The sequence below is a fragment of the Rathayibacter sp. AY2B9 genome, from assembly GCF_002931595.1.
Lineage (GTDB): Bacteria > Actinomycetota > Actinomycetes > Actinomycetales > Microbacteriaceae > Rathayibacter.
On record NZ_PSUB01000006.1, the window covers coordinates 45375 to 68068 of the forward strand.

Consider the following 22694-nt stretch of genomic DNA (forward strand, 5'->3'; position numbering starts at 1 on the left):
CGCATGAGCAGGCTCGTCGTCTCCGTCCTCACCTCGCTCGACGGCCGCTTCGAGGGGCCCGGGCACGACCTCTCGGCGCTGCCGTTCGAGGACGCGTTCAACGACCACAACCTCGAGCTGCTGCGCCGCGCGGGCACGCTCGTCTACGGCGGCGGCTGGTTCCGCGACAACTGGGACAGCTGGAGCGCCGTCGCCGCGGACGGGACGGCGGGCGAGCGGGAGCACGAGACCGCACGGCTGGTCACGTCGCTCGACGCGCTGGTGATCAGCGACTCCCTGGCTTTCGATCCGGAGGCGCCGTGGGCCGCCACGACGCGGATCGTGCCACGGGAGCAGGGTCCGGCCGAGATCGGACGGCTCAAGCAGGGCGACGGGGGCGACCTGCTGATGTTCGGCAGTGGCACCACCTGGAATCCGCTCCTCGCGCAGGGCCTGGTGGACGAACTGATCGTCCTCGTCGGCGCCGGACTCGCGGGCGGCGGGACGCCGCTCTACTCCGGGGCGCCGCAGCACGGCCTGCGCCTCCTCGACGCGACGGTTCTGCCGGGCTCTGAGCTGGTGCGGCTCCGCTACGACGCGAGCGGGGCCGGCGGGCGCTGAGCGGGACCTGCCGACGCGCGAGGACGCCGGCGGACCTGCGCCCTTCGAGCCGTCGAGGCGCTCGCCTCCGCCGGGGTGCGCACGACCTCGGCTGAGACAGGGCGGCCTCCCTCAGGAGCCGACGCCCCCTCCCGTCAGCTGACGTCGTGCGCGCGAGGCGCAGGGGCCGCCCCGGACAGCGAGCGGTCGCCCGACGCTGCAGGCCTGCGGAGTGCCCCGGCGCACAGCCGGACCCCCAGAACGACGCTCGTCACGCCTCCCGCCAGCAGCCCGGCACACACCGCGGTCCAGATCGTCATGCTCGAACTCGGCACGGCGTGCAGCCCGAAGACGGGCCCCGCTCCGCTGCCGACCAGCGCGGCCGCGACCAGTGGGATCGTGAGCGCCGAGCTCTTCTCGGCGGCGGTCCACGACGAGCTCCACAGGACCAGAACGGCGCCGATCGGCCAGCCGATTCCGGGGATCAGCAGCCAGCCGAAGGCGAAGACCAGGGAGGCCGCGACCGCGAACCACCGACGGGCGAGAATCCCCCGCACATTTCCGTGCTGAACTCCGGCCTGGACCTGATCAGACATGCGTCGGAGCCTACGGAGACGGACGGGACCGCGGCACGAACTGGCGCAGGGCCTCCGCGCACCGGCACACGGCGCGGCGAGAATCGCGTCTGTGGCGCAGCGAACGCGCCACCGTACTCCGAAGCCTTGGCCGCCTGTGCACGCCATCAGTACCTTGTCACGCAATGTTCCACCCGGAACAAGAAACGGAGACACTCATGTCTGGATTCAGATCCAAGCTGATGGCGGGGATCGCCGTCCTCGCACTCGCTCTCACCGGAGCCGCGCCTGCGAGCGCGAGCACGGAAGCCGAGCACTCGGAGGTCGTCACCGCCCGCGAGTTCCTCTCGGAGTACGGCGTTCCCTCCGAGACGCAGGACGACCTGGTCGAGGCGTACCTCGCCGGCGAGGCGTGGGACTCGCTGTCGAGCGCTAACCCGACCGTGAAGGTGGTCGAGGAGAAGCGTCCTGATGGCGATTACACGATCTCCACCTATGAGGACGGATCCGTCAGTGTCGTCCGCATCGGAGGAGAAGGCGCCGACGTGAAGACGCGCGGCATCAGCGAGTGCTCCGTGAGCGGGTCCGCGCGGAACGGCTGCAAGATCGACACCTGGGTCGGACTGGTGAGCATGAGCTTCTACACCTCCTACAACCTGTCGAGCAACACGGTGACCGCCAACCCGTGGGGCCCGGCCTGGACGATCGGGGGAGCCTGTGGCTCGTCGCTCAACTATCTCGGCCGACCGCTCGCCAACCGCGCGCAGATGCTCATCAACGCGCAGATGTGCGGCGTCCCCTACAACACGACCTTCGAGTTGCGCCTGACGGTCTCCGGAGGAGCCGCGACGGTGAGCTGGAGCTGACGAGCAGAGCTCATCCGGCTCACTCCAACGCGCTGTGCGCCCGCCGCGTCCTCACGAAGCGGGCGCACAGTCGCGTCCCGAGAACAAGGCTGGTGCCACCCCCGACCAGCCACGCACCAGCCAGGACCGTCCACGTCGTCATACCGGAACTCGGCATCGCCGACAGCCAGTAGTAGAGCCCGATCGCCCCGCCGACCACCACGGTAGCGACGACGGGGATCACCAGCGCCCTCCTCTTCTGCGAGACGGTCCAGGACGAGCAGAGGAGAATCGCGACGGCGCCGAGGAGCCAGCCGAATCCGGGAATCACCAGCCAGCCGAAGGCGAAGACCAGCGAGGCGACGACGGCGAACCAGGGGCGGTCGAAGATCGACCCGCCGCCCCCAGCGAGCGATCCGCCGGCGGCCTGCGCGATCCGAGAGGGACTTCCCAGTTCATCGATCCGCTCACGGGCGGCATCGTCGTCGAGGCCGTCCAGCTCTTCCGCGATCCCGCTCCAGATCTCACTCCGGAGGTCGGCGGGCACGCCGGACAATGCGATCCTCAGCTCCTCGAGGTAGCGCGCCGCCGCCGGCGATGTCGTCGTGCTCATGACGTTCCCCTTCCGATCGTCTCGTTCACCTGCCCGACGAAGGACGGCCACTCCGCCCTGAACCGCCCGAGCTCGACCTTGCCCACGTCGGTCAACGAGTAGTACTTCCGAGCCGGACCCTGCGCACTCGGGACGACGACTGCAGTGATCGAGCCTCGGTCCCGCAGCCGACCCAGGAGCGGGTACAGGGTGCCGATACTCCCGATCACACCGACCTCCTGCAAGCGCGTGGACAGTTCCCACCCGTACATGGGAACGGTATCGAGCAGCCCCAGGATGCAGAACTCGGCTACGCCCTTTCGAAGCTGTGCCCCGACTCCATCTATCATGCGTGACAGCATACGGGTATGCCCGGAGTGGCGCCATACGACCGCGACGTCGGCGCGGTCGAGCCGAGCCCCGTCTGACCTCGGCACCGAGAGCGCCGCGACACTCCCGCGCAGCCGGCGATCCATCCGGTCGCCCCGACGCGGTCAGTGGCGCAGAGGTTCCGCTCCCCGGCGACGTCCGCCGTGCCGATGGCCGGCAGGGGAGGAGCCGGATCGACGACCATGTCGCCTCCCTCCCCGCGGTCGACCGCGTCTTCCTGGTCGGCGCGGGCGGATCGCTGATGGGCGTCCAGGCCGCTCAGTACCTGCTCGACACGGCCGCGATCACGCCCGCCGCCTCCTACAACTCGGACGAGTTCTTCTTCCGCGCGCCCGCCTCGGTCGGCCCCGGCGCCCTCGTCGTCGTGCTCTCGGGCACCGGCGAGACCCCCGAGACCGTGCGGGCCGGCGAGTGGGCGCAGGAGCGCGGCGCCGCCGTGGTCGGAGTGACCCTCAAGCAGGAGGGACCGCTCGCGCTCGCCCTCGACACCGCCTTCGTCGCGCAGACCGGTCAGGGCACGCAGCTCGTGCTGCAGCTGCTCGCGCTCGCGGTCCTGCGCCGCGACGGGGTGGACGTGACGGATCGGCTCGAGGCGCTGCGCGCCCTGCCGTCCGCGATGGTCGCCACGGTCGCCGCCTTCGAGCCGAGGGCCGAGGAGCTGGCCGCCGCGATGAAGGACGTCTCTGTGACCTACCTCGTCACCTCCGGGTCGCTCATGGGCCCCGGTCAGACCTTCACCACCTGCTACCTGCAGGAGATGCAGTGGATGCACGCCGCGACGATCAACGCGGACGAGTTCTTCCAGGGCCCCTTCGAGGTCTTCGACGGCGAGACGCAGAGCCTCGTCCTCCTCGCCGAGGACGCGACGCGGCCGATGGGCGAGCGCGCCCGGAGCTTCCTCGACCAGTACAGCGGGACGACCCACTACGTCGACTCCCGCGACCTCGAGCTGCCCGGCATCGCGGCGCCCCAGCGCGCCTTCGTCGCACCGCTCGTGTACTCGACGCTGGTCTCCCGGCTCGCCGCCCACTGGGCCGCGGCCCGGGGCTGCGCGCTGGAGGGACGCCGCTACATGTGGCAGTTCGCCTACTGAGCAGCACCGAGACCGGGAGGCGGGGGCGACTGCGGTCGTCCCCGCCTTCCGCCCTCCCTCACCCCGCGACCGTCAGCGACACCTCGACCGCCACGTCCTCCGGCCCCTCCCCCAGCACCGTCTGCCGCACCTCGACCCCGTCGAGCCGCAGGCCGCGGTCTCCGGCGGCGTCGAAGAGCGCGACGATCGCCGGATGCAGGGTCCCCTCGGGCAGTTCCTCCCCGTCGCGGGGGCGCCAGGTGGCGACCAGCTCGGTGCGCGCCGGGAGGATCGCGGCGAGATCGGCGAGGTCGCCCTCCGCCTCCGCCGACGTCGGCCAGCAGCAGACGAGCTCCGCCGAACCCGGCTCGCCCGCCCGGAGCGCCGTCCAGAAACGTCCCGTCGGCCCGAGCCCTGCCGCGTGCACTCGGGTGGCGAGCGCGCCGAAGATCTCGTTCGCCTCGTCGTCGCCCGGTCCGTCGACCTCGTCCAGCGCGATCGTGAGGACCTGGCCGACGTACGGCTGCGCCGGCATCGTCCGCTCCGCGACCTCGACCGGCACGGCGAGCGCCCGCAGCGCCATCTCGGCGGCCTCGAACGCCCGGTCCTCCTGCTCCCGCTCCGCGAGCACGCGCTCCCTATGCGCCTGCAGCGCCTCCGCCGCGGTGCCGGCTCGAGTCGCCGCCGCGACCTCGGGCAGCGGCACCCCCGCGCTCCGGAGGGCGCTGATCACGACTCCGGCCCGGACCTGGGCGTCGGCGTACCGGCGGTACGACGACCGCTCGTCGACCTCCGCCGGGACCAGCACGCCCTTCTCGTCGTAGTGCCGGAGCGCCTTCACGCTCAGACCCGTGATGCCTGCGTACTCCCCGATGCCCAACATGCCTCCAGCATCCCGTCTCCCCCGGCGGGAGGGTCAACGGGCGGGAGGGGAAACGGGCGGCGAGGTCGACCAGCAGGAGGGTCGACCGGCGGGACGGGTCGACCCGCGGGACGGCTAGCAGCGGAGCCGGGCGGGAGGCGACGCGACCGGCGTCGGCGGACCCGACCCCGCATCACGCCACGCGCCGACGCCTCAGCCCGCGCGCCTCACCGCGAGCTCACCAGCCCTCGGGCCCCGCGCTCCCCGCCTCGTACTCGTCCAGTGGAGCGTCGCCCGCGGCCCAGGCGGAGAGCACCGGAGTGATGATGCGCCAGCACTGCTCGGCCACGTCGCCCGGGACCGAGAGCAGGGTGTCGCCCTGCAGGATCCCGGCGAGGACCTGCGCGTAGGGGTCGAGCGTGGCCGCGCCGGGCTGCGCCGTCAGGGTGGTGCGCTCGAGATCGGTCAGCTCGTCGGCGCTGTTCACGACCAGGTCGAGGCTGACGTCGCCGCCCTTGAGACCGATCCGGAGGACCGTCCCGGCGTCGCCCTCGGCCGCCTGCAGGCCGCGCGGGGGCGTGGCGGCGCGGAAGTGGATCGCCACCTCCCGGCGCGGGTCGCCGATCGCCTTGCCGGAGCGGAGGACGAAGGGGACGCCCGCCCAGCGCGGGGTGTCGACCTGGAGCAGCAGCTGCGCGAGGGTCTCGGTGCCGGTCTCGGGGTCGACGTCGGGCTCGTCGACGTAGGAGGGGAAGAAGCGGCCGTCGACGCGGCCCTCGGTGTAGCGGGCGCGGCGGGCGGAGGAGGGGTCGTCGCGCCAGAGCCGCACGGCGCCGAGCACCTCGGCCATGCGCGCGTGGACCTCGTCGGGCGCGACCTCGTCGGGGCGCTCCATCGTGGTCAGCGCGAGCACCATCAGGAGGTGGCTCTGCAGCATGTCGCGCAGCGCGCCGGTCTTCTCGTAGAAGGCCGCGCGGCCCTCGATGCCGAGCGTCTCGTCGTAGACGATCTCGACCTTCTCGATCCACTCGGCGCTCCAGCTCGCCTCGAGCATGCTGTTGCCGAAGCGCAGGCCCAGCATCCCCAGCACGGTCGCGTTGCCGAGGAAGTGGTCGATGCGCCAGAGGCGGCTCTCGGGGAGGACTTTCGCGAACGCCGCGTTGAGGGCGATCGCGTCGTCGAGGTCCTCGCCGAACGGCTTCTCGATGGCGACGACCAGCTCCTCGGGCAGGTCGAGCTCGGCGAGCGAGGCGGCGACCTTGTGCCCCATCGCCGGCGGCAGGGCGACGTAGAGCACCGGAGTCGACGGGCAGGCGTCGAGGAGGGCCTTCAGCTGCTCCGGGTCGGAGGCGTCGGTGGCGACGAAGCGCGCGCGCGACGCGAGGGCCTCGACCGTGTGCGCGGCGACTCCGGCCGCCTCGAGGCTGCGGCGGACGAGGCTCTGCCACTCCTCGTCGGTCTGGGGCGTGCGCGCCGCGCCGATCAGCGTGAGCTCGAGGTCGCGCGCGAGCTCGGCCACCCGGCCCAGGCCCGGCAGCAGCAGCCGCTCGGTGAGGTCGCCGCCCGCTCCGAGGATCGCGATGCTCCGCCGCTCGCTCCCCAGTGCCGCGGCCTCGGGGATTCCGATCTGCTCCGTCATGGTGTCTCCCTCGTAGCCGTCGTGAGTCAGCGGCCACAGTACGCGCCGGGCCCTGGCGCGAGGCCGGGAGCCGGGAGGGGTTGAGGAAGCGGGCGCGGAGTGGCAGGGCGGCGCGGTCGGGAGCGAGAGAGCTGCACGACCTCCGCTGAGACGCGGCCTGCCGTGTCGGGGCAGGGACCCCCCTTCTCAGCCGACGTCGGGCCGCGACCCGCGGACGTCCGGCCCGCCGCAGCCGTCCCGCACAGCACGTCATCCCCCTCCAGTGCTCGTCCGGCGGTACCCTGCCCGCATGCGCCTGCGCCAGGTCGTCCTCGACACGGAGGACGCCCGCGCCCTCTCCGCCTTCTACCTCGCCCTGCTCGGCGGCGAGTACCGCCCCGGCGACGAGCCGCCCGCGGACGGCTCGGACGACGAGGCGGAGTGGGTCGCGATCGTCACCGCCGACGGCGCGAAGCTCACGTTCCAGCGGGTGGCCGCCCTGCCGCGCGCGACCTGGCCGGAGGGGCCCGTCCCGCAGCAGCTGCACCTCGACTTCATGGTCGCGGACGCCGACGAGCTCGACCGGCAGAAGACCCGGGCGCTCGCCCTCGGCGCCGAGCTGATCGAGGACAGGAGCAACGACCCGGAGGAGGCGCTCCACGTCCTCGCCGATCCGGCCGGCCACCCGTTCTGCGTCTTCGTCGCGCCCGACTACCCGGCGGAGTAGGGGCGCGCGGCTTCAGCGAGCCGCACGCGTCGGATCACATGCCGGTGATCGTGACCGTCGTCGTCGCCGCGATCACCGCGGCTCCCGTGACGCTCGCGGCGGTTCCCGCGAGGACGGCGGCGGCCGCCGGCCCTGCCCAGTGCTGCGCCGCGAGCGACCGGATCGCCTGCCGGTCCGGGATGCCGGGCCTCGGCGAGAGGGCTCCGGCCGCGTCGAGCAGGCCGATGAGCGCCGCGTCCGACGGAAGGGGCGCCCTCCGAGCCGCGAGGACCTCGGCGACCCGGATCCGCAGCCGCTCGTCCTCCGCCGGCTCCACGGCGGCGACCCGCTCGAGGAGGGCGGCATGCAGCTCCCTCCGAGTGAGGCGGGCGATCCACCAGGAGACGCTGCGCGGTGCTCGCTCCGCTGCGATCCACCCGAGGGCCCCGTCGAGCACGGCGTCCCCGAGCGCGGACCGCTCCGGCCCGAGGGCGACGACTCCGGCGTCCACCTCGACGCGCCGCTGGAGGGAGAGCTCCGCGAGGACGGAGGCGGCCAGGACGGTGTCGAGAGCGCCCGACGAAGCCGCGGGCCGCCCGTCGCTCCGCCGCAGCAGGAGGAGGAGAGCGACGGGGAGGGGCGGCTGCCCGGCTCCGGGGGGCGCAGCGGCCGGCGGGGTGGTGGGAGCGGGCTGTTCCGAGGAGTTCCGTGTCGAGTCGTCCATCCCTCGAGCCTGACACCCGACCCGTCGAGACCGCATCCGCCGGGCGACGGGTCCTCCGTCGTCCGACCGGCCGACCGGCCGGACACGCCCGAGAGCCCACGTCGCGCCCCGAAGCGGACCGCTCCTCCGCCACATCGGGCGTCAGACCACCCCCGCCGCCGTCCCCGACACGATCAGGTCGGCGCGGTCGCGAGTGGCCTCGATCAGCAGCGCGTTCCGCCCGTCGACCTCGGAGGCCCAGGCGGAGGCCGCCTCGGGGGCGCGGCCGAAGGAGACGTGGCGGTCGACCAGGCGCTCGAAGCGCTCGGTCTCGGGAGTCGCGCAGAACCAGGCCTCGTCGAACTCGGCGCGCAGCAGCGCCCACGGGCCCTCGTCGACGAGGAGGTAGTTGCCCTCCAGCACGACGAGCGACGCGGAGGGGTGCACGGCCAGCGCGCCGGCCACTCCCTCGTCGACGGTCCGCTCGAAGGTGGGCGCGTAGACGACGTGGTCGGTCTCGGCGCGCAGCCTCCGCACCAGGGCGAGGAAGCCCCAGCCGTCGAACGTGTCGAGGGCGCCCTTGCGATCGTGGCGGCCGAGCTCGTCGAGCGTGGCGTTGGCGAGGTGGAAGCCGTCCATCGGCACGAAAGCGGCGGTCCCCTCCCCCGCGAGCTCGTTCGCGCGGGCGACCACCGCCCGGGCGAGCGTGGTCTTGCCGGCCCCGGGGCTGCCGGCGATCGCGACGATCGCGCGGCGGCCCGGCGAGGTCAGCGCGAGCGCGCGCCCGGCCAGCTCGTCGAGGCCGGGCCGCACCGCGTCGGGCGCGACCTCGGTCTCAGGCCTCGCCACGGCTGCTCTCCAGCGCGTTCACCAGGAAGCCGTGGGCGTGGCGAGCGAGCGCGGGGCCGTCGTTCCAGAGGTTCCGCCACACGGCCAGGTCGTTCGAGAGGGTCGGCGAGACGACGGCCGACGAGAAGGACTCGAAGGTGATGGGTCCGCGGTAGTCGATCGCGGCGAGGGCGTGGAAGAACGTCGTGAAGTCGAGGTGGCCGCTGCCGAGGTAGCCGCGGTGGTTCTCGCCGATGTGGACATACCCGAGACGATCCCCGACCAGCAGCACCGGGCGGAAGAAGTCGTCCTCCTCGATGTTCATGTGGTACGTGTCCAGGTGGATCAGGACGTTGTCGGCGCCGATGTCGTCGGCGAGGCGCAGGGCGTCCGCGGCGGTGTTGATGACGTTGGTCTCGTAGCGGTTGCAGATCTCGAGGCCGAGGGTCATGCCCTTCGTCGCAGCCTCGGCGGCGAGGTCGGTCAGCACCGAGACGACGTTCGCGCGGCCGGCGGCCGAGAGGGGCGCGCTGTACTTGCCGAGCGCGCTGTAGAGGGCGCCGGTGAAGTGGGTGCCGCCGAGCGCGTGGGTGGTCTCGAGGGAGTCGGCGAGCAGCTTCGCGCCGCGGGCCACCACCTCCGGGTCGTCGCTGGAGACGTCGGCCGAGAAGGCGAGGCCGCGCGAGCAGACGATGCCGAGGTCGTTCGCCTCGAGGGCGGCGCGGGCGGAGGCGGTGTCGAGGTTCTGCACGTCGTGCAGCGAGAGCTCCAGCAGGTCGAATCCGGCCGCCTTGGTCTGCTCGATCGTCGCGGTCACTTCGTCGGGGGTGGTGCCGCCGGCGAAGACGAGGGCGTGCACTCCGAGAGGGTTCGTGGTCATGGTGGTGCTCCTTGGTTCGAGAGGTTCAGGGGCGGCGTCGGGCCGCGGGGTCGGTGTCGAGCAGGTCCGCGAGGAACGCGTGGCCGGAGGTCGCGAGGGCGACGGGGTCGTGCCAGAGCTCGCGCCAGAGGCCCATGCCATCGGCCGAGGCCGGGGGCTGGACGGCGGGCGAGAAGCTCTCGAGGGTGAGCGGACCGCGGTAGCCGGAGTCGGCGAGCGCCGCCGCGAGCCCGGTCCAGTCGGTGCTCCCGGTGCCCAGCTCTCCGCGGTGGTTCTCGGAGGCGTGGAGGTAGCCGAGCAGGTCGTCGGCGTCGCGGACGGCGCTCGCGAGGTCGACCTCCTCGAGGTGGGCGTGGAACGTGTCGAGATGCAGGAGCACGTTCGGCGCGTCGAGCTCGCGGAGGAACGCGGCGGTCTGGGCGGCCGTGTTCAGCAGGTTGCTCTCGTAGCGGTTCACGTACTCCGCTCCGACGACGACGCCGGCGGGAGCGGCGGCCGCGGCGACCCGCCGCAGCACGTCGAGCGAGCGCGAGCGGGCAGCCGCTTCGGCCGCGTGCTCGTACTTGCGCATGGCGGAGTAGGTGACTCCGCCGACGTACCGCGCGCCGATCGCCTCCGCGAACCGCACGGCCGCCAGCAGCCGCTCCTCGCCGCGGCCGACCGTGGCCTGGTCGGTGATGTCGGAGTCGGCGTCCAGCGCGAGCGAGACGACCGCGTCGATCCCGTGCTCGTCGAGCAGGTCGGAGGTCCATGCGGAGGCGTCGGGGTCGTCGGGCGCCGGGATCTCGATCAGGTCGAAGCCGATCGAGGCGGCGGCGCCGATCGCGCGGCGCCCCGACTCCGGCGTCCAGTCGCCGACGAGCAGGCCCGCGTGGACCCCGATCGGCGACAAGCGCTCCGTGCTCCCGCGGTGCAGGAACTCGGGGTGCATCAGGCGGCCTTCGCGCCCGTGATCAGCGAGACGAGCTCGTCGCCGCTGGTCTCGGCGGTGCGGCGGCCGGCGACGGCGAGGCCCGCGCGCATCACCCACACCTGGTCGCTCAGGCGCATCACCTGGTCGAAGTTGTGGCTGATCAGCAGCACGGCCACTCCGGCGTCGCGCAGCTTGAGGATGATCTTCTCGACGCGCGCCGTCTCCTGGACGCCGAGCGCCGCGGTCGGCTCGTCCATGATCACGATCTTGCTGCCCCAGCCCGCGGCCCGGGCGATCGCGACCGCCTGGCGCTGGCCGCCCGAGAGGCGTCGGACCTTGCTGGTGACCGGCGGGACGTTCACGGCGAGGTCGCCGAGCAGCTCCTGGGCAGTCTTCTTCATCTGGGTGCGGTCGAGGAACCGCACCCCGGGCACGCCCTTGGTGAGCTCGCGGCCGAGGAAGAAGTTCTGCCACACGGTCAGGTCCTCGACCAGGGCGAGGGTCTGGTGCACCGTCTCGATGCCGCCGTCCCGCGCGCCGAGCGGAGTGGTGAAGTGCACCACGTCGCCGTCGAGGGTGATGGTGCCGGAGTCGGCGGGGTGCACCCCGGAGAGGCAGCGGACGAGGGTGGACTTGCCCGCGCCGTTGTCGCCGATCAGGGCGGTGATCTCGCCGCGGCGCATCGACATCGACGCTCCCTTGAGAGCGTGGACGCCGCCGAAGGACTTCTTGATGTCCCGCGCTTCGAGCAGGATGTCGCTGGTCATGGCTGGGCTCACTTCTTCTGGTAGCGGGTGATGAGGGCGGCGAGCACGACCACCAGGCCGACGGCGAGGGGCTGGTAGAACTGCGAGACGCCGAGCAGGGTCAGGCCGTTGGTCAGCGCGGTCAGGAGGAACGCTCCGATGATCGGGCCGACGATCTTGGCCTTGCCGCCGGTGAGGCTCACTCCGCCGAGCACGACGGCCGCGATGGAGTTGAGCAGGTACTGCGTGTTGATGGCCGGCTCCGCGGCGCCGACGCGGGCGACGAGGAGGAGCGAGCCGACTCCGGCGAGGACGGCGGCGATGATGTACACCGCGATGCGCACGCGTCCGGCCTTGATGCCGTTGGCGACCGCGCTCTCCTCGTTGCCGCCGACCGCCTGCACGTGCAGGCCGAAGCGGGTTCGGAACATGACGACCCAGGCGACGACTCCGATGACCGCGGCCAGGATGATCGGGTAGCCGATGATCCCGATCGAGCCGGTGGTGAGGCGGAGCAGCTCGGGGCTGCCGACCGTGATCGGCTTGCCGTCGGAGACGATCAGCGCGAGGCCGGTCGCCACCGAGAGCGTGCCCAGTGTCGCGATGAAGTCGGTGACCTTGCCCTTCGCGATCAGGAAGCCGTTGATCACTCCGATCAGCCCCGCGAAGAGCAGGGCCGCGAGCGCCGAGAGCCAGAAGCCCCAGCCGGCGCTCCAGCCGATGCCGAAGCCGACCGCTCCGACGGTCATCGTCGCCGAGATCGAGAGGTCGATGCCGCCGGTGGTGATGACGAAGGACTGGCCGATCGAGAGGATGACCAGGATCGCGGCGGCGACGAGCATCGCCTTGATGTTGCCGAGGCTGAGGAACGTCGGCGTCGCGATCGAGAACACGATCACCAGGGCGACGAGCCCGATCGGTGCGGCGTTCTCGGCCCAGAAGCTGAGCTGACGGAGGTTCGCCAGCAGCGGGGAGGCGCTGGCCGGGGGTCGGGCGGTGACTGAGGTCATGGTCGCTTCCTGGGTTGCCATGGGCGGGAGGTCCTACTTGCTGGGGACGAGCGCGGCGAGCGGGTTGTCGAACTCCTCGAACGGCTGGGGGAAGGCGCCGAGGGCCTGCTCCGCGGTCTCGGAGGTCACGAGTGCGGTGGGCGACTCGATCTCGGCGGGGATCTCCTCGCCGGCGCCGACGGCCTCGCACGCCTGCACGCCGAGCTGGCCGATCGCGTAGGGGTACTGGGCGACGGTGGCGGTGAGGCCGCCGTCCTTCACCGACTGCAGCGCGTCCTCGTTGCCGTCGACGCTGACCACCTGGACGGAGCCGGTGAGGCCCGCGTTCTCGACGGCCTTGACGATGCCGAGGCCCATGTCGTCGTTCGCGGCGAAGAACGCCTTCACGTCGGGGTTCGCGGCGAGGATGTCGGTCGCCTTGGTCAGCGCGACCTCGCGCTTCCAGTCGGCCGCGGCCTCCTGGACGACGGTGAGGTCGGAGCCGATCGCGGCGGTGAAGCCGTCGACGCGGGCGGCGCTGGTGACGTCTCCCGAGACTCCGCCGATGACGGCGACCTCGGAGCCGGCGGGCAGCTGCTGCAGGAGGAAGTCGCCGGCCTTGCCGCCCGCGGCCTCGTTGTCGGTGCCGATGTAGGTGGTGACGTCGAGGTTCGCGGCCTCGACCGCGTCGGGGTCGAGCGGGCTGTCGATGTTGACGATCGTCTTGCCGGTGGCGGAGGCGAGGGCCTGCACCAGGTTCGTGCCGCTGATCGGGTTGACGATGAGGCAGCCGAAGTCCTGGCCGGCGACGGTGGTGAGCTTGTCGGCCTGGCCGGTGGTGTCGCCGATGTCGGCGGCGGCCTGCACCGAGACGTCCACGGAGTCGTCCTTCGCGGTGTCCTCGATGCCGTTCTCCATCGCCTGGAAGAAGGGGTTGTCGAGGCCCTTGATGACCGCGGCGACCTTGGTCGATCCGGAGCCGCCGGCGGCCGCGTCGCCACCCGAGGCGCAGCCGGTGAGGAGGAGTGCGAGGGCGCCGACCGGTGCGAGAACCGGGAGGAGGCGGCGTGCTGTGCGGTTCATCGTCATCCTTGAGGATCAGTGGCACCACTGCGTGCCGGTGTGTGAAAACTACCCGGGCTTTCGCGTTACCGCAATACGAAAGTCGGGGAACTTCAGGTTTCCCGTCGGCAGGCATGTACGCTGACCGTGACAAGAGGGGGAGCGATGACGGGGTACTCCACCGGCGAGGCCGGTTCGCACGTGGCCGACGTCCTCGCGCTGTTCCGCGAGCAGGGCGAGATCTCGCGCAACGCGGTGATGGAGCAGACGGGGCTCTCCCGCTCCACCGTCAACCAGCGCCTCGCGACCCTCGTGGAGCTCGGCCTGATCGCCCCCACCACCGGCGGCGAGTCGACCGGCGGGCGCCCCTCGAGCATGTTCGCGATGAACCTGGTCGGCACGGTGTTCCTCACCGCCGACATCGGGGCGAGCGGATTCGTCGCCGCCGCCTGCGACCTGCGCGGCACCCCCCTCCGGCACGAGAGCGGCGTCGTCGACGTCTGGGAGGGACCGGACGCCGTGCTCTCGCTGGTGCTCGCCGCGTTCGAGCGGCTGCAGCAGGGCGACGCGGTCGCCGGCATCGGCGTCGGAGTCCCGGGGCCGGTCGAGTTCGCCGCCGGGCGCGTGCGCAATCCGCCGATCATGACCGGCTGGGACGACTTCGACATCGCCGGCTACTTCGCCGAGCCGTACGAGGGCGTGCAGGTCGTCATCGAGAACGACGCGAACGCCCGCGCCCTCGCCGAGTCGCGCCACCACGGCTCCGACAACCTGATCAGCCTGAAGCTCGGCACCGGCATCGGCTCGGGCCTCGTCTTCAACGGAGCGACGATCCGCGGAGCCGTCGGCGCGGCCGGCGACATCGGCCACACCCGCGCGGTCACGGGCACGGTCGACGCGGATCCGCTGCCCTGCCGCTGCGGCAACGCCGGCTGCGTGGAGGCGTATGCGAGCGGCTGGGCCCTCGTCCGCGACCTCTCGGCCGACGACCCCTCGATCAAGCACGTCGCCGACGTCACGGCCCGCGTGCTCCGCGGCGACATGCGCGCCACCCAGGCGGTGCGCCAGGCCGGCCGCGTCCTCGGCGAGGCGGTCGCCGACCTCGTCAACATCCTCAACCCGCGGACCATCGTGATCTCGGGCCAGCTCGGCGACTGCGGCGAGGTGCTGATGTCGGGCCTGCGCGAGCGCGTCTACCTGCGCACCCACCCGCTCGCCACGCGGCACCTGACCATCCACACGTCGGACCTGGGCGAGCTGGCGGGCGTGATCGGCCTCGCTCTGACGACAGCCGATCAGGTCTTCAGCCGCGAGCGCTTCGACCGCGAGGCGAGCGCCGAGAGCCCCCGCGCGGCGGCCGCCGCGAGCTGAGCGGGAGCGGGTTCAGTGACGCAGGGTCGCGGTGATCCGGCAGAGCACCTGGACGTGGGACGGGGCCTCGGGGTTCACCTTCTCGGCGACCGCCTCGACCTCCCATCCGGACGCCATGAGCGCGGCGACCTCACCGCACAGCCAGTCCGGCACCCATCCGATCCGCTCGCCGGACACCGAGGCCACCTCGTAGGCCTCCGGGTTGCGGAGGTTCGAGGCGTCGGGCACGAGGACCAGCCCGTCGCCCTGCTCGAGAGGCAGCACCGGAAGCGGGAGCTCGGCCCGATGGCGGACTCCCGCCACGAAGAAACGACTGATGAGGGTCTGCGCGGTGCGGAGAGGCTTCTCCACGACATGGAAGGTGTCGGTCGCTCGCGCCGCGCCGGTCCGGACCATGATCTCGACGGGGAGGTCGGGGGACGCCGCCTCGAGACCGAGCCACCCCAGGTACTCCTCGTACGAGCCGCGCTCGGACGACATCACCCTGTTGGCGAAGAACGGCGGAAGGGACGAGCTCCGGTACTCCGCGTCCACACGGGGGAACTCCGCGAGCGGGAAGAAGTCCTCGTCGGCGACAGCCGCCGGCTCGTACCGGAAGAGGAAGCCGTCGACCCCGACGGACAGCACCGCCGCGCGGAGGAACCGGCGAGTACGAGGGTTCTGCCAGACGAGCAGCAGCTCGCGGACACCAGGGGTCGGACGCGGCGCCGGTCGATCAACGAGGAGAGTCATCGAGGATCCTCCTCCGTGTCGCTGCCAGCAGTCCTTCCGTGAAACTAGCGCACGTCTCCGACATCAGGGTCGGAGGAACCGCCGCGAGGACCTCGCGGACCGCAGAGGGATCGACCGCTCGGAGCCGAGCAGGCCAGAACGCCTGCGCCTCCGGAGAGGCCGCCGCGAGGGCCTCCGCTGCGAGGTCGACCAGCAGCGGTCTCCCGGCGAATTGGTGACTCCTTCCTCTCCGCACCCACCGGTCGAAGAGAGCCTCATCGGCGAGGCAGGCGGCGCGCTTCTCCTCGGTCTCCTGGAACCCGAGGGCGTTGCCGTGATCGAACGAGGGCGAGAGGGTCCGATGACCGCGTCCGGCGATGACGGCCCAGTTCTCGTCGTGTCGATCCCGTCCAGCTACCCAGGCATCGAACAGCAGGTAGCCCGCCCACACGTCGAAACCGCTCAGTCCGGCGACGGCGTCGAAGCCTGCAGGAGCGTCGACGCCGTCGAGAGCACGTCTCACCGCATCGACGGTGTAGCGGTCGTTGGGCCGCCTCCGAGCGTGGTCGTAGTGGCGATCGGAGTGGCGCAGCAGGCTGTTCCCGATCTCGAGGCTCTGGATCTGCTCGCGCTCGATGACGTTCCTCGACATGATTCCGCGCCGACCGCCCACCGTCGCAGGTCGGATCTCCGCGCACGGGACGTCGAGCATCCGCGCGAGATGGAACGACACCCACTCCGCCCAGTCCTCACCGCGGGTCTCGTCTCCTCGCTGGCGGGCGAACTTGAAGAGCCACAGATCGCCGTCGGCGACGAGCCAGAACTTCTCCTTCGTCCCCATCGGCTCGTCCGACCACCCCTCGTCGAAGGCGCGCTCGATGGTCGTCGACTCCCACTTCGGCTGCATCCGGTCACGGTAGCCCGCGTGCTGCCGGCCGCGGCGGTCCTGTCGCGTCTCGCGGCCGCGACCCCCTCCGCCCCGCGCACTGTTACGCCCGGCGACGAAGGGTTACGCCGGGCGACGCGGGCCGGGACGGGCGGGCCCGCGGTGCTCCATCATCTTGTCCGGGACGACGCGGAGAGGCCGCGGCCGCCCGACCCGTCCGAAGGAACGCGATGATCCGGCTCGAGCAGCTCAGCAAGTCGTACGGTCCGGCGACCGTGCTCGACCGCCTCGACTTCTCGGTCGCGACCGGCGAGATCTTCGCCGTCGTCGGCCCGAGCGGCGCGGGCAAGAGCACGCTCGCCGCCTGCGTGAACCTCCTCGAGCGGCCCACCTCGGGCACGGTCGTCGTCAACGGAGAGGCGCTCTCGCAGCTCTCGGAGGAGCGGCTGCGCGTCGCCCGCCGTCGCATCGGCACCGTCTTCCAGTCCGACGGACTCTTCAGCCGCCGCACGGCCGAGCAGAACGTGGCCCTTCCGCTGGAGTACCTCGGCGTCACCGCCGCCGAGACGAAGCGCCGCGTCGCGGAGCTGCTGGAGCGCGTCGGCCTCTCGGACCGCGCGCGCTACTACCCGCACCAGCTCTCCGGCGGTCAGCGCCAGCGCGTCGGCATCGCCCGCGCGCTCGCCCTCCGCCCCTCGGTGCTGCTCTCGGACGAGGCCACCTCGGGCCTCGACCCCGCCTCGACCACCGCGATCACCACGCTCCTGAAGGAGCTGCGCGACGACCTGGGCCTCTCGATCCTCTTCATCACCCACGAGATGGAGACGGTGCGCCAGGTGGCCGACTCCGTCGCCCGCCTCGACCACGGCCGCATCGTGGAGTCAGGGCGCCTCGTCGACCTGCTGCGCGACCCCGCGTCCCCGCTCGGCCTCGCCCTCAACCCGGTGCGCCCCTCCGTCGCGCCCGGCCCGGGTCTGGTCGAATGGGTGGTGGGCTACTCCCGCTCCGGAGTGCCGACCGACTGGGTCACCCGGCTCGCGGAGGCGGTCGGCCCCGTCTCGCTGCTCGGCGCGGCGATCGAGACGGTGGACGGGCAGGCGGTCGGCCACGCGACGATCGGGCTCGGCCCGGTCGACGAGGCGCGGCTCAGCCGTGCGGCGGCCGAGCTCGGCCTGTCGGTCCGGCCCGCCGGCGTGCGCGTCCTCGCCGAGGAGGTGGCGGCGTGATCCTCCACCTCGACAACAAGGTCCCGCTCGAGCAGATCCCCGCGCTGGTGCTGCCGGCGCTCGGCGAGACGCTGATCATGGTCGGCATCGTCATGGCGATCGTGGTGCTGGTCGGCGTGCCGCTGGGCGCTCTCGTGCACAACCTCGCTCCGGGCGGCCTGGCCGAGAACCGGGCCGCCCACCAGGTGCTCAGCGCCGTGATCAGCGTCGGCCGCTCGCTGCCGTTCCTCATCCTGATGGCGTCGATCATGCCGTTCACGCGCCTGATCACCGGCACCAACATCGGGATCGCGGCCGCCGTCGTGCCGATGTCGATCGCGGGGATCGCCTTCTTCACCCGGATCGTCGAGAACGCGCTGCGCAGCGTGCCGCTCTCGCTCACCCGCGTCGCCCGCGCCTCCGGAGCGTCGCGGCTGCAGGTGGTGCGGACCGCCCAGCTGAGCGAGGCGGTGCCGCAGATCATCGGCGGCCTGACGATCAACACGATCGCGATGATCGAGTACTCGGCGATCGCCGGCACGATCGGCGCCGGCGGCATCGGCTACGTCGCGGTGACCTACGGCTACCAGCGCTTCGACACCACCGTCATGCTCGCCACCATCGTGATCCTGGTCGCCACCGTCGCGACCGTGCAGCTCACCGGCGACGCCCTCGTCCGCGCGACCACGCCCGGCGCCTCCCGCTCGCGGCGAGCGCCGCGGGTCGCGGCCTCCGTCTAGAACCACCACTCCTCCTCCTGCGCCCTCGGGCGTCCCTCCTGCGCCCTCGGGCGTCCCTCCCGCGCGCCCGCGCACCCCCTCTTCGAAAGGCACCGCCATGTCCACTCCCGACGACCTCGGATTCGATCTCAAGAAGAAGCGCCGCTGGCCCTGGATCGCCGGAGCGGCCGTCGTCGTGGTCGGCGTCGCCTCCGCGATCGCCGTCCCGCTCCTCTCCCCCGCCGTCTCGGCCAACGAGCAGGAGGGAGCGACGCTCTACGTCGCGACCGCCGAGGGCAACGCCTCCGAGCAGGCCCTGGTCGACTTCGTCGCGAAGGAGGTGGCGCCGCGCTACGGCATCACCGTCGCCTTCAAGGGGCTCTCGGACAGCAACACCATCAACCGCGCGGTGAGCGAGGGCGAGGTCGCGGCCACGGTCTACCAGCACAAGCTCTGGCTGGGACAGGTGCTCGAGGCCAACCCCGACTTCGAGGAGGAGGCGGCCACCCCCGTCTTCCGCTGGGGCTTCGGGCTCTGGAGCGACAAGTACTCCGACGTCTCCCAGATCCCCGACGGCGGCACGGTCTCGCTCTACTCCGACCCCGCCAACGAGGCGCAGGGCCTCTGGCTGCTGCAGAACGCCGGCCTGATCACGCTGAAGCCGGGCACGGAGCCGGGCACCGCGACCCAGGACGACATCGCCGAGAACCCGAAGAACCTGCAGTTCACGCTGCTCGACTTCGCCGCCCAGTCGCGCGCGCTGCCGGACCTCGACGCGGCCGTCGGCTACACCGAGTACTACCTCGCCGCCGGCATCCCGATCGAGCAGCAGATCTTCGCCCCGCAGGCCCCCGACGACTTCGCCGGGCAGCTCACCATCGGCTCGAAGTACCGCGACACCGAGAACGTGAGGAAGCTCGTCCAGGCCTTCCAGGATCCGGCCGTGCAGGAGTTCCTCGCCACGGACGAGACGGTGAAGGGGATCCTGCTGCCGATCGACGGCTGAGCAGGGCCGGAGCGACGGGGTCGCCTGAGGAGTCGCGCGCGGCTTCTCGGGCGACTCGGCGTCTGCGGACGTAGCGTGGGCTCATGAACACGTTCACTCTCCACAACGGTGTCGAGATCCCCGCCCTCGGACTCGGCGTCTTCCAGACTCCGCCCGACGAGACCCGCGCCGCCGTCGCCGCCGCGCTCGACGCGGGGTACCGGCACATCGACACGGCGGCGGCCTACGGCAACGAGCGCGAGGTGGGCGAGGCGATCGCCGGCCGCGACGACGTCTTCCTCGAGACGAAGGTGTGGATCAGCGACTACGGCTACGACGAGACGCTGCACGCCTTCGACAAGAGCGCGGGCAAGCTCGGCGTCGAGCGGATCGACCTGCTGATCCTGCACCAGGCCCTGCCCGAGGCCTTCGACCGCACCCTCGACGCCTACCGGGCGCTCGAACGGCTGCTCGCCGACGGGAGGGTGCGGGCGATCGGCGTGAGCAACTTCATGGTCGAGCACCTCACCCGCCTGCTCGCCGAGACCGACGTCGTCCCCGCGGTGAACCAGCTCGAGGTGCACCCGTACTTCCAACAGCGGCGGGTCGAGCGCTTCGGCTGCGAGAACGACATCCTCACCCAGGCCTGGTCGCCGATCGGCGGCATCACCGCCTACCGCGACTCCCCGCGCCGCAGCTTCGACGACCCGGTGCTCCTCGAGCTCGGCGCCAAGTACGGGAAGACGGCCGCGCAGGTGATGCTCCGCTGGCACCTGCAGGAGGGCCGCCAGGTCATCCCGAAGTCGACCCGCCCCGAGCGCATCGCCGAGAACATCGACGTGTTCGACTTCGCGCTCTCCGGCTCGGAGCTCGCCCGGATCGACGCCCTCGAGGCCGGCGTGCGCGGCGGACCGGAGCCCGAGGCCGTGACGCTGGAGGCGTACGGCCGCGACATCCCCGAGGCGTGAGGAAGGCGCCCGCGACGGGAACACCGGAGCCGTCGCGGGCGTTGCCCTCATCATGAGCGTTCCCCTCTCCATCCTCGACCTCGCCCCCATCGCCCCCGGTGAGACCGCTCGCGACAGCTTCGCCGCCTCCGTCGCGCTGGCCCAGGAGGCCGAGCGGAACGGCTACCGCCGCGTCTGGTACGCCGAGCACCACAACATGGCGAGCATCGCCTCCAGCGCGACCTCTGTGCTCATCGCGCACGTCGCCTCGCAGACCTCCACGATCCGCCTCGGCTCCGGCGGCGTCATGCTGCCGAACCACTCCCCGCTCACCATCGCCGAGCAGTTCGGCACCCTCGAGACGCTGCACCCGGGACGGATCGACCTCGGACTCGGCCGCGCCCCCGGCAGCGACCAGGCGACCTTCCGCGCGCTCCGCCGCGACCCCGACTCCTCCGAGCGCTTCCCGCAGGACGTGCTGGAGCTGCAGGCGTTCCTCGCCGGCGAGTCCCGCATCCCCGGAGTGAGCGCGACGCCCGGTGCCGGCACCCGCGTCCCCCTCTACATCCTCGGCTCCTCGCTCTTCGGCGCGCAGCTCGCGGCCGCGCTGGGCCTGCCGTACGCGTTCGCCTCGCACTTCGCTCCGGACGCGCTGCACCAGGCCGTCGCGGAGTACCGCCGCGGCTTCCGCCCCTCCGAGCAGCTCGACGCCCCCTACGTGATCGCCGGGATGAACGCCATCGCCTCCGACACCGAGGAGGACGCGCAGGAGCAGTTCGCGCAGATGAAGCGCGCCCGCCTGATGATGCTGCTGCGCCAGAGCGGGCAGATCCCCGTCGGCCAGACCTTCGACGACGAGGAGCTCGACGCCCTGCTCAGCGCCCCGATCGGCGCCCACGTCGCGAGCATGACCACCTACACCGGTGTCGGCACCGGCGACCAGGTGGCCGACTACACCGCCGACTTCGCCCGCTCCGCCGACGCCGACGAGGTCATCGTCGCCCACGCGTCGCTGCAGACGGAGGCGCGCCTGCGCTCGGTCGCGCTCCTCGCGCAGTCGAACGCGCGCGTCGCCGCCTGACGGGCGGCCCAGTCCGTCGACGCCGCCGCACGGGCCCCGCGCGCGACCGGGGCCGCGCATCGGCGGGCGTGCGGCGCGCATCGGCGGACTCCTGTGAAAGTGAGCCTCTAACGGGGGCCACCTCACAGGGGGCGACCTCGGGAGGAGCGCGTCCGCGGTGCCAGGCTGAGCCCTGTGTCGACGATGACGGGCAAGCGGCGTGAGCCCGGGGACGGCCCTGCGCGGTCAGCGGCCCTGCTGCTGCGGGTCTGCGCGGGCGACCGGACCGCCTTCCGGCAGCTCTACTCGCTCACCGCGGGCCGGGTCGTCTCCGTCGCGGACGCCGTGCTCGACGACCGCGCCGCCGCCGAGGAGGTCGCGCAGGAGGTCTACCTCGAGCTCTGGCGCACCGCGCGCTCGCTCGACCCGGGCCGTCCCGTGCTCGCCTTCCTGGCCCAGGTCGCGCACCGCCGTGCCGTGGACCGCGCCCGGGCGGACCGGTCGGCGCGGCGCCGGGAGCTGCAGTACACGGTCCTCGACCGGCCGCGCGATCACGAGTGGGAGCGCTCGGACGTCCGGCTGGCCCTGGCGCCCGCGGCCGGCGCGATCCGGCAGCTCGCCGCCATCCACCACGACGTCCTCTACCTCGCCTACGTCCGCGGGTACAGCCACTCCGAGATCGCGGAGGAGCTGTCGATCCCGCTCGGCACCGTCAAGACCCGGCTGCGCGACACCCTCATCCGCCTGCACACCCACCTGCAGTCCGCCGGCCCGGCGGACCCGGACGGCGGACCGGGACGGCGCATCCGGCGCTGACCGATGGCGCGGACGCCTCTGCGCCACCGGGGTCGCACGCTTCAGGACCGTGTCCGGCCCGCTCAGCCCGCCTGCGTCGCGCCCGAGACCGCGAGCCCGACGATCACCGTGAGCACCGTCGTCCACAGTGCGATCGCGACGCCCTGCCAGAGCAGGATCCGCCCGCGGCCGACTCCGGCGCCCGCCAGCATCACCGCGGTGAAGTGCGTCGGGAGCAGCAGGGGCCCCAGCAGGCTCACGCCCGGGACGCCGTAGCGGGTGAAGGCCCGCTGGAACTTCTCGCGCCGCGGAGTCGTCCGCTTCGCCTCCGAGCGGCCCGTGATCGCCGAGCGGACGCCGGTGCCCAGCAGCACGAGCAGCGCCACGCAGACGAAGTTGCCGATCGCCCCCGCGAGCCCGGCGACGACCGGGTGGATGCCGCCGATGATCCCGATGCTCGCCGCTCCCTCGCCCTCGATGAAGGGGACGGCCCCGGCCGCGGCGACGACGAGGGGCTGCACGAGCTCGGGAACGCGGCCGATCAGGTCCTGGAATCCGAGGATCGCGTCGCTGATGATCGTCATGGTCGTGCCTTCCGCTACGTGGCCCCGGCTCTCGGGACTCCTCCATCCGACCGTGTCCGCGCCCGACGCGG

26 protein-coding genes are annotated in these 22694 nt (G+C 72.3%); 11 read left to right on the forward strand and 15 right to left on the reverse strand.

All coding sequences use genetic code 11. From position 1 onward, the window contains the following. Window positions 1-3 precede the first annotated feature (3 nt). On the forward strand, window positions 4-600 hold the full coding sequence (locus C5C25_RS07460) for a dihydrofolate reductase family protein (protein ID WP_104250225.1): 597 nt from the start codon (window positions 4-6) through the stop codon (window positions 598-600). Window positions 601-734: 134 nt separating this feature from the next. On the opposite strand, the gene C5C25_RS07465 is transcribed toward C5C25_RS07460, so the two are convergent. Continuing rightward, complete coding sequence (locus tag C5C25_RS07465; RefSeq protein ID WP_146079452.1) at window positions 735-1175, reverse strand: hypothetical protein; 441 nt, start codon at window positions 1173-1175, stop codon at window positions 735-737. Between the two features lie 197 nt (window positions 1176-1372). Here C5C25_RS07465 and C5C25_RS07470 point away from each other — a divergent pair, with 197 nt between their 5' ends. Next, window positions 1373-2020 carry a hypothetical protein gene (locus tag C5C25_RS07470; protein WP_146079453.1) on the forward strand — a complete coding sequence of 216 codons (648 nt, stop codon included), beginning with the start codon at window positions 1373-1375 and terminating at the stop codon, window positions 2018-2020. Between the two features lie 19 nt (window positions 2021-2039). Here C5C25_RS07470 and C5C25_RS07475 read toward each other — a convergent pair whose 3' ends face one another. Both C5C25_RS07475 and C5C25_RS07480 read right to left on the reverse strand, forming a co-directional pair. Then, window positions 2040-2612 (reverse strand): hypothetical protein, encoded by a 573-nt coding sequence (locus C5C25_RS07475; protein ID WP_104250228.1) that lies wholly within the window; start codon window positions 2610-2612, stop codon window positions 2040-2042. After that, a complete protein-coding gene (locus C5C25_RS07480) occupies window positions 2609-2941 on the reverse strand; it encodes a PadR family transcriptional regulator (protein ID WP_104250299.1) in 333 nt (110 codons plus the stop codon). Before C5C25_RS07480 ends, C5C25_RS07475 begins: the two co-directional genes overlap by 4 nt. Before the next feature lie 2 nt (window positions 2942-2943). On the opposite strand from C5C25_RS07480, the gene C5C25_RS07485 reads away from it, so the two are divergent. Then, on the forward strand, window positions 2944-4074 hold the full coding sequence (locus C5C25_RS07485; protein WP_258069362.1) for an SIS domain-containing protein: 1131 nt from the start codon (window positions 2944-2946) through the stop codon (window positions 4072-4074). Window positions 4075-4132: 58 nt separating this feature from the next. Here C5C25_RS07485 and C5C25_RS07490 read toward each other — a convergent pair whose 3' ends face one another. Next, entirely contained in the window at window positions 4133-4936 is an 804-nt protein-coding gene (locus C5C25_RS07490) for a MerR family transcriptional regulator (RefSeq protein ID WP_104250230.1), read from the reverse strand. A gap of 217 nt (window positions 4937-5153) precedes the next feature. Continuing rightward, complete coding sequence (locus tag C5C25_RS07495; RefSeq protein ID WP_104250231.1) at window positions 5154-6554, reverse strand: glucose-6-phosphate dehydrogenase; 1401 nt, start codon at window positions 6552-6554, stop codon at window positions 5154-5156. Window positions 6555-6843: 289 nt separating this feature from the next. Between C5C25_RS07495 and C5C25_RS07500 the strand changes: the two genes are divergently transcribed. Then, window positions 6844-7260 carry a VOC family protein gene (locus tag C5C25_RS07500; RefSeq protein WP_104250232.1) on the forward strand — a complete coding sequence of 139 codons (417 nt, stop codon included), beginning with the start codon at window positions 6844-6846 and terminating at the stop codon, window positions 7258-7260. Between the two features lie 34 nt (window positions 7261-7294). On the opposite strand, the gene C5C25_RS07505 is transcribed toward C5C25_RS07500, so the two are convergent. The 7 genes from C5C25_RS07505 to C5C25_RS07535 all read right to left on the reverse strand — a co-directional run bounded on the left by C5C25_RS07505 (window position 7295) and on the right by C5C25_RS07535 (window position 13381). Beyond that, entirely contained in the window at window positions 7295-7963 is a 669-nt protein-coding gene (locus tag C5C25_RS07505) for a GPP34 family phosphoprotein (RefSeq protein ID WP_181133663.1), read from the reverse strand. A gap of 141 nt (window positions 7964-8104) precedes the next feature. After that, complete coding sequence (locus C5C25_RS07510; protein ID WP_208543338.1) at window positions 8105-8791, reverse strand: nucleoside/nucleotide kinase family protein; 687 nt, start codon at window positions 8789-8791, stop codon at window positions 8105-8107. After that, window positions 8778-9650, reverse strand: a complete 873-nt coding sequence (locus tag C5C25_RS07515; protein WP_104222717.1) for a sugar phosphate isomerase/epimerase — start codon at window positions 9648-9650, stop codon at window positions 8778-8780. The genes C5C25_RS07510 and C5C25_RS07515 overlap by 14 nt, the downstream gene beginning before the upstream one ends. A 25-nt stretch (window positions 9651-9675) precedes the next feature. Continuing rightward, window positions 9676-10581, reverse strand: coding sequence for a sugar phosphate isomerase/epimerase (locus C5C25_RS07520; RefSeq protein WP_104250234.1), 906 nt, complete (start codon window positions 10579-10581; stop codon window positions 9676-9678). Then, window positions 10581-11330: an ATP-binding cassette domain-containing protein gene (locus C5C25_RS07525; RefSeq protein ID WP_104222715.1), complete on the reverse strand. Its 750-nt coding sequence runs from the start codon at window positions 11328-11330 to the stop codon at window positions 10581-10583. The genes C5C25_RS07520 and C5C25_RS07525 overlap by 1 nt, the downstream gene beginning before the upstream one ends. A gap of 8 nt (window positions 11331-11338) precedes the next feature. After that, a complete protein-coding gene (locus C5C25_RS07530; protein ID WP_104222714.1) occupies window positions 11339-12319 on the reverse strand; it encodes an ABC transporter permease in 981 nt (326 codons plus the stop codon). A gap of 33 nt (window positions 12320-12352) precedes the next feature. Then, the gene (locus C5C25_RS07535; RefSeq protein ID WP_104250235.1) at window positions 12353-13381 is read right to left on the reverse strand and encodes a substrate-binding domain-containing protein; all 1029 of its coding nucleotides are present in this window, start codon (window positions 13379-13381) and stop codon (window positions 12353-12355) included. 144 nt (window positions 13382-13525) lie between these two features. Between C5C25_RS07535 and C5C25_RS07540 the strand changes: the two genes are divergently transcribed. Beyond that, window positions 13526-14731, forward strand: a complete 1206-nt coding sequence (locus C5C25_RS07540; RefSeq protein WP_104250236.1) for an ROK family transcriptional regulator — start codon at window positions 13526-13528, stop codon at window positions 14729-14731. 12 nt (window positions 14732-14743) lie between these two features. Here C5C25_RS07540 and C5C25_RS07545 read toward each other — a convergent pair whose 3' ends face one another. Both C5C25_RS07545 and C5C25_RS07550 read right to left on the reverse strand, forming a co-directional pair. After that, window positions 14744-15463 carry an HIRAN domain-containing protein gene (locus C5C25_RS07545; protein WP_146079454.1) on the reverse strand — a complete coding sequence of 240 codons (720 nt, stop codon included), beginning with the start codon at window positions 15461-15463 and terminating at the stop codon, window positions 14744-14746. Further along, complete coding sequence (locus C5C25_RS07550; protein WP_104250237.1) at window positions 15447-16349, reverse strand: hypothetical protein; 903 nt, start codon at window positions 16347-16349, stop codon at window positions 15447-15449. Before C5C25_RS07550 ends, C5C25_RS07545 begins: the two co-directional genes overlap by 17 nt. Window positions 16350-16558: 209 nt before the next feature. On the opposite strand from C5C25_RS07550, the gene C5C25_RS07555 reads away from it, so the two are divergent. The 6 genes from C5C25_RS07555 to C5C25_RS07580 all read left to right on the forward strand — a co-directional run bounded on the left by C5C25_RS07555 (window position 16559) and on the right by C5C25_RS07580 (window position 22060). Beyond that, the gene (locus C5C25_RS07555) at window positions 16559-17554 is read left to right on the forward strand and encodes a methionine ABC transporter ATP-binding protein (protein ID WP_104250238.1); all 996 of its coding nucleotides are present in this window, start codon (window positions 16559-16561) and stop codon (window positions 17552-17554) included. Next, a complete protein-coding gene (locus C5C25_RS07560; protein ID WP_258069363.1) occupies window positions 17551-18273 on the forward strand; it encodes a methionine ABC transporter permease in 723 nt (240 codons plus the stop codon). The genes C5C25_RS07555 and C5C25_RS07560 overlap by 4 nt, the downstream gene beginning before the upstream one ends. Before the next feature lie 97 nt (window positions 18274-18370). Beyond that, complete coding sequence (locus C5C25_RS07565) at window positions 18371-19258, forward strand: MetQ/NlpA family ABC transporter substrate-binding protein (RefSeq protein ID WP_104232971.1); 888 nt, start codon at window positions 18371-18373, stop codon at window positions 19256-19258. Window positions 19259-19341: 83 nt separating this feature from the next. Beyond that, on the forward strand, window positions 19342-20205 hold the full coding sequence (locus tag C5C25_RS07570) for an aldo/keto reductase (RefSeq protein ID WP_104222706.1): 864 nt from the start codon (window positions 19342-19344) through the stop codon (window positions 20203-20205). Window positions 20206-20257: 52 nt separating this feature from the next. Further along, window positions 20258-21265 carry an LLM class flavin-dependent oxidoreductase gene (locus tag C5C25_RS07575; RefSeq protein WP_104237741.1) on the forward strand — a complete coding sequence of 336 codons (1008 nt, stop codon included), beginning with the start codon at window positions 20258-20260 and terminating at the stop codon, window positions 21263-21265. Window positions 21266-21448: 183 nt separating this feature from the next. Next, a complete protein-coding gene (locus C5C25_RS07580; protein ID WP_258065638.1) occupies window positions 21449-22060 on the forward strand; it encodes a sigma-70 family RNA polymerase sigma factor in 612 nt (203 codons plus the stop codon). 62 nt (window positions 22061-22122) lie between these two features. On the opposite strand, the gene C5C25_RS07585 is transcribed toward C5C25_RS07580, so the two are convergent. Further along, window positions 22123-22623, reverse strand: a complete 501-nt coding sequence (locus tag C5C25_RS07585) for a small multidrug efflux protein (RefSeq protein ID WP_104225805.1) — start codon at window positions 22621-22623, stop codon at window positions 22123-22125. Window positions 22624-22694: the final 71 nt, after the last annotated feature.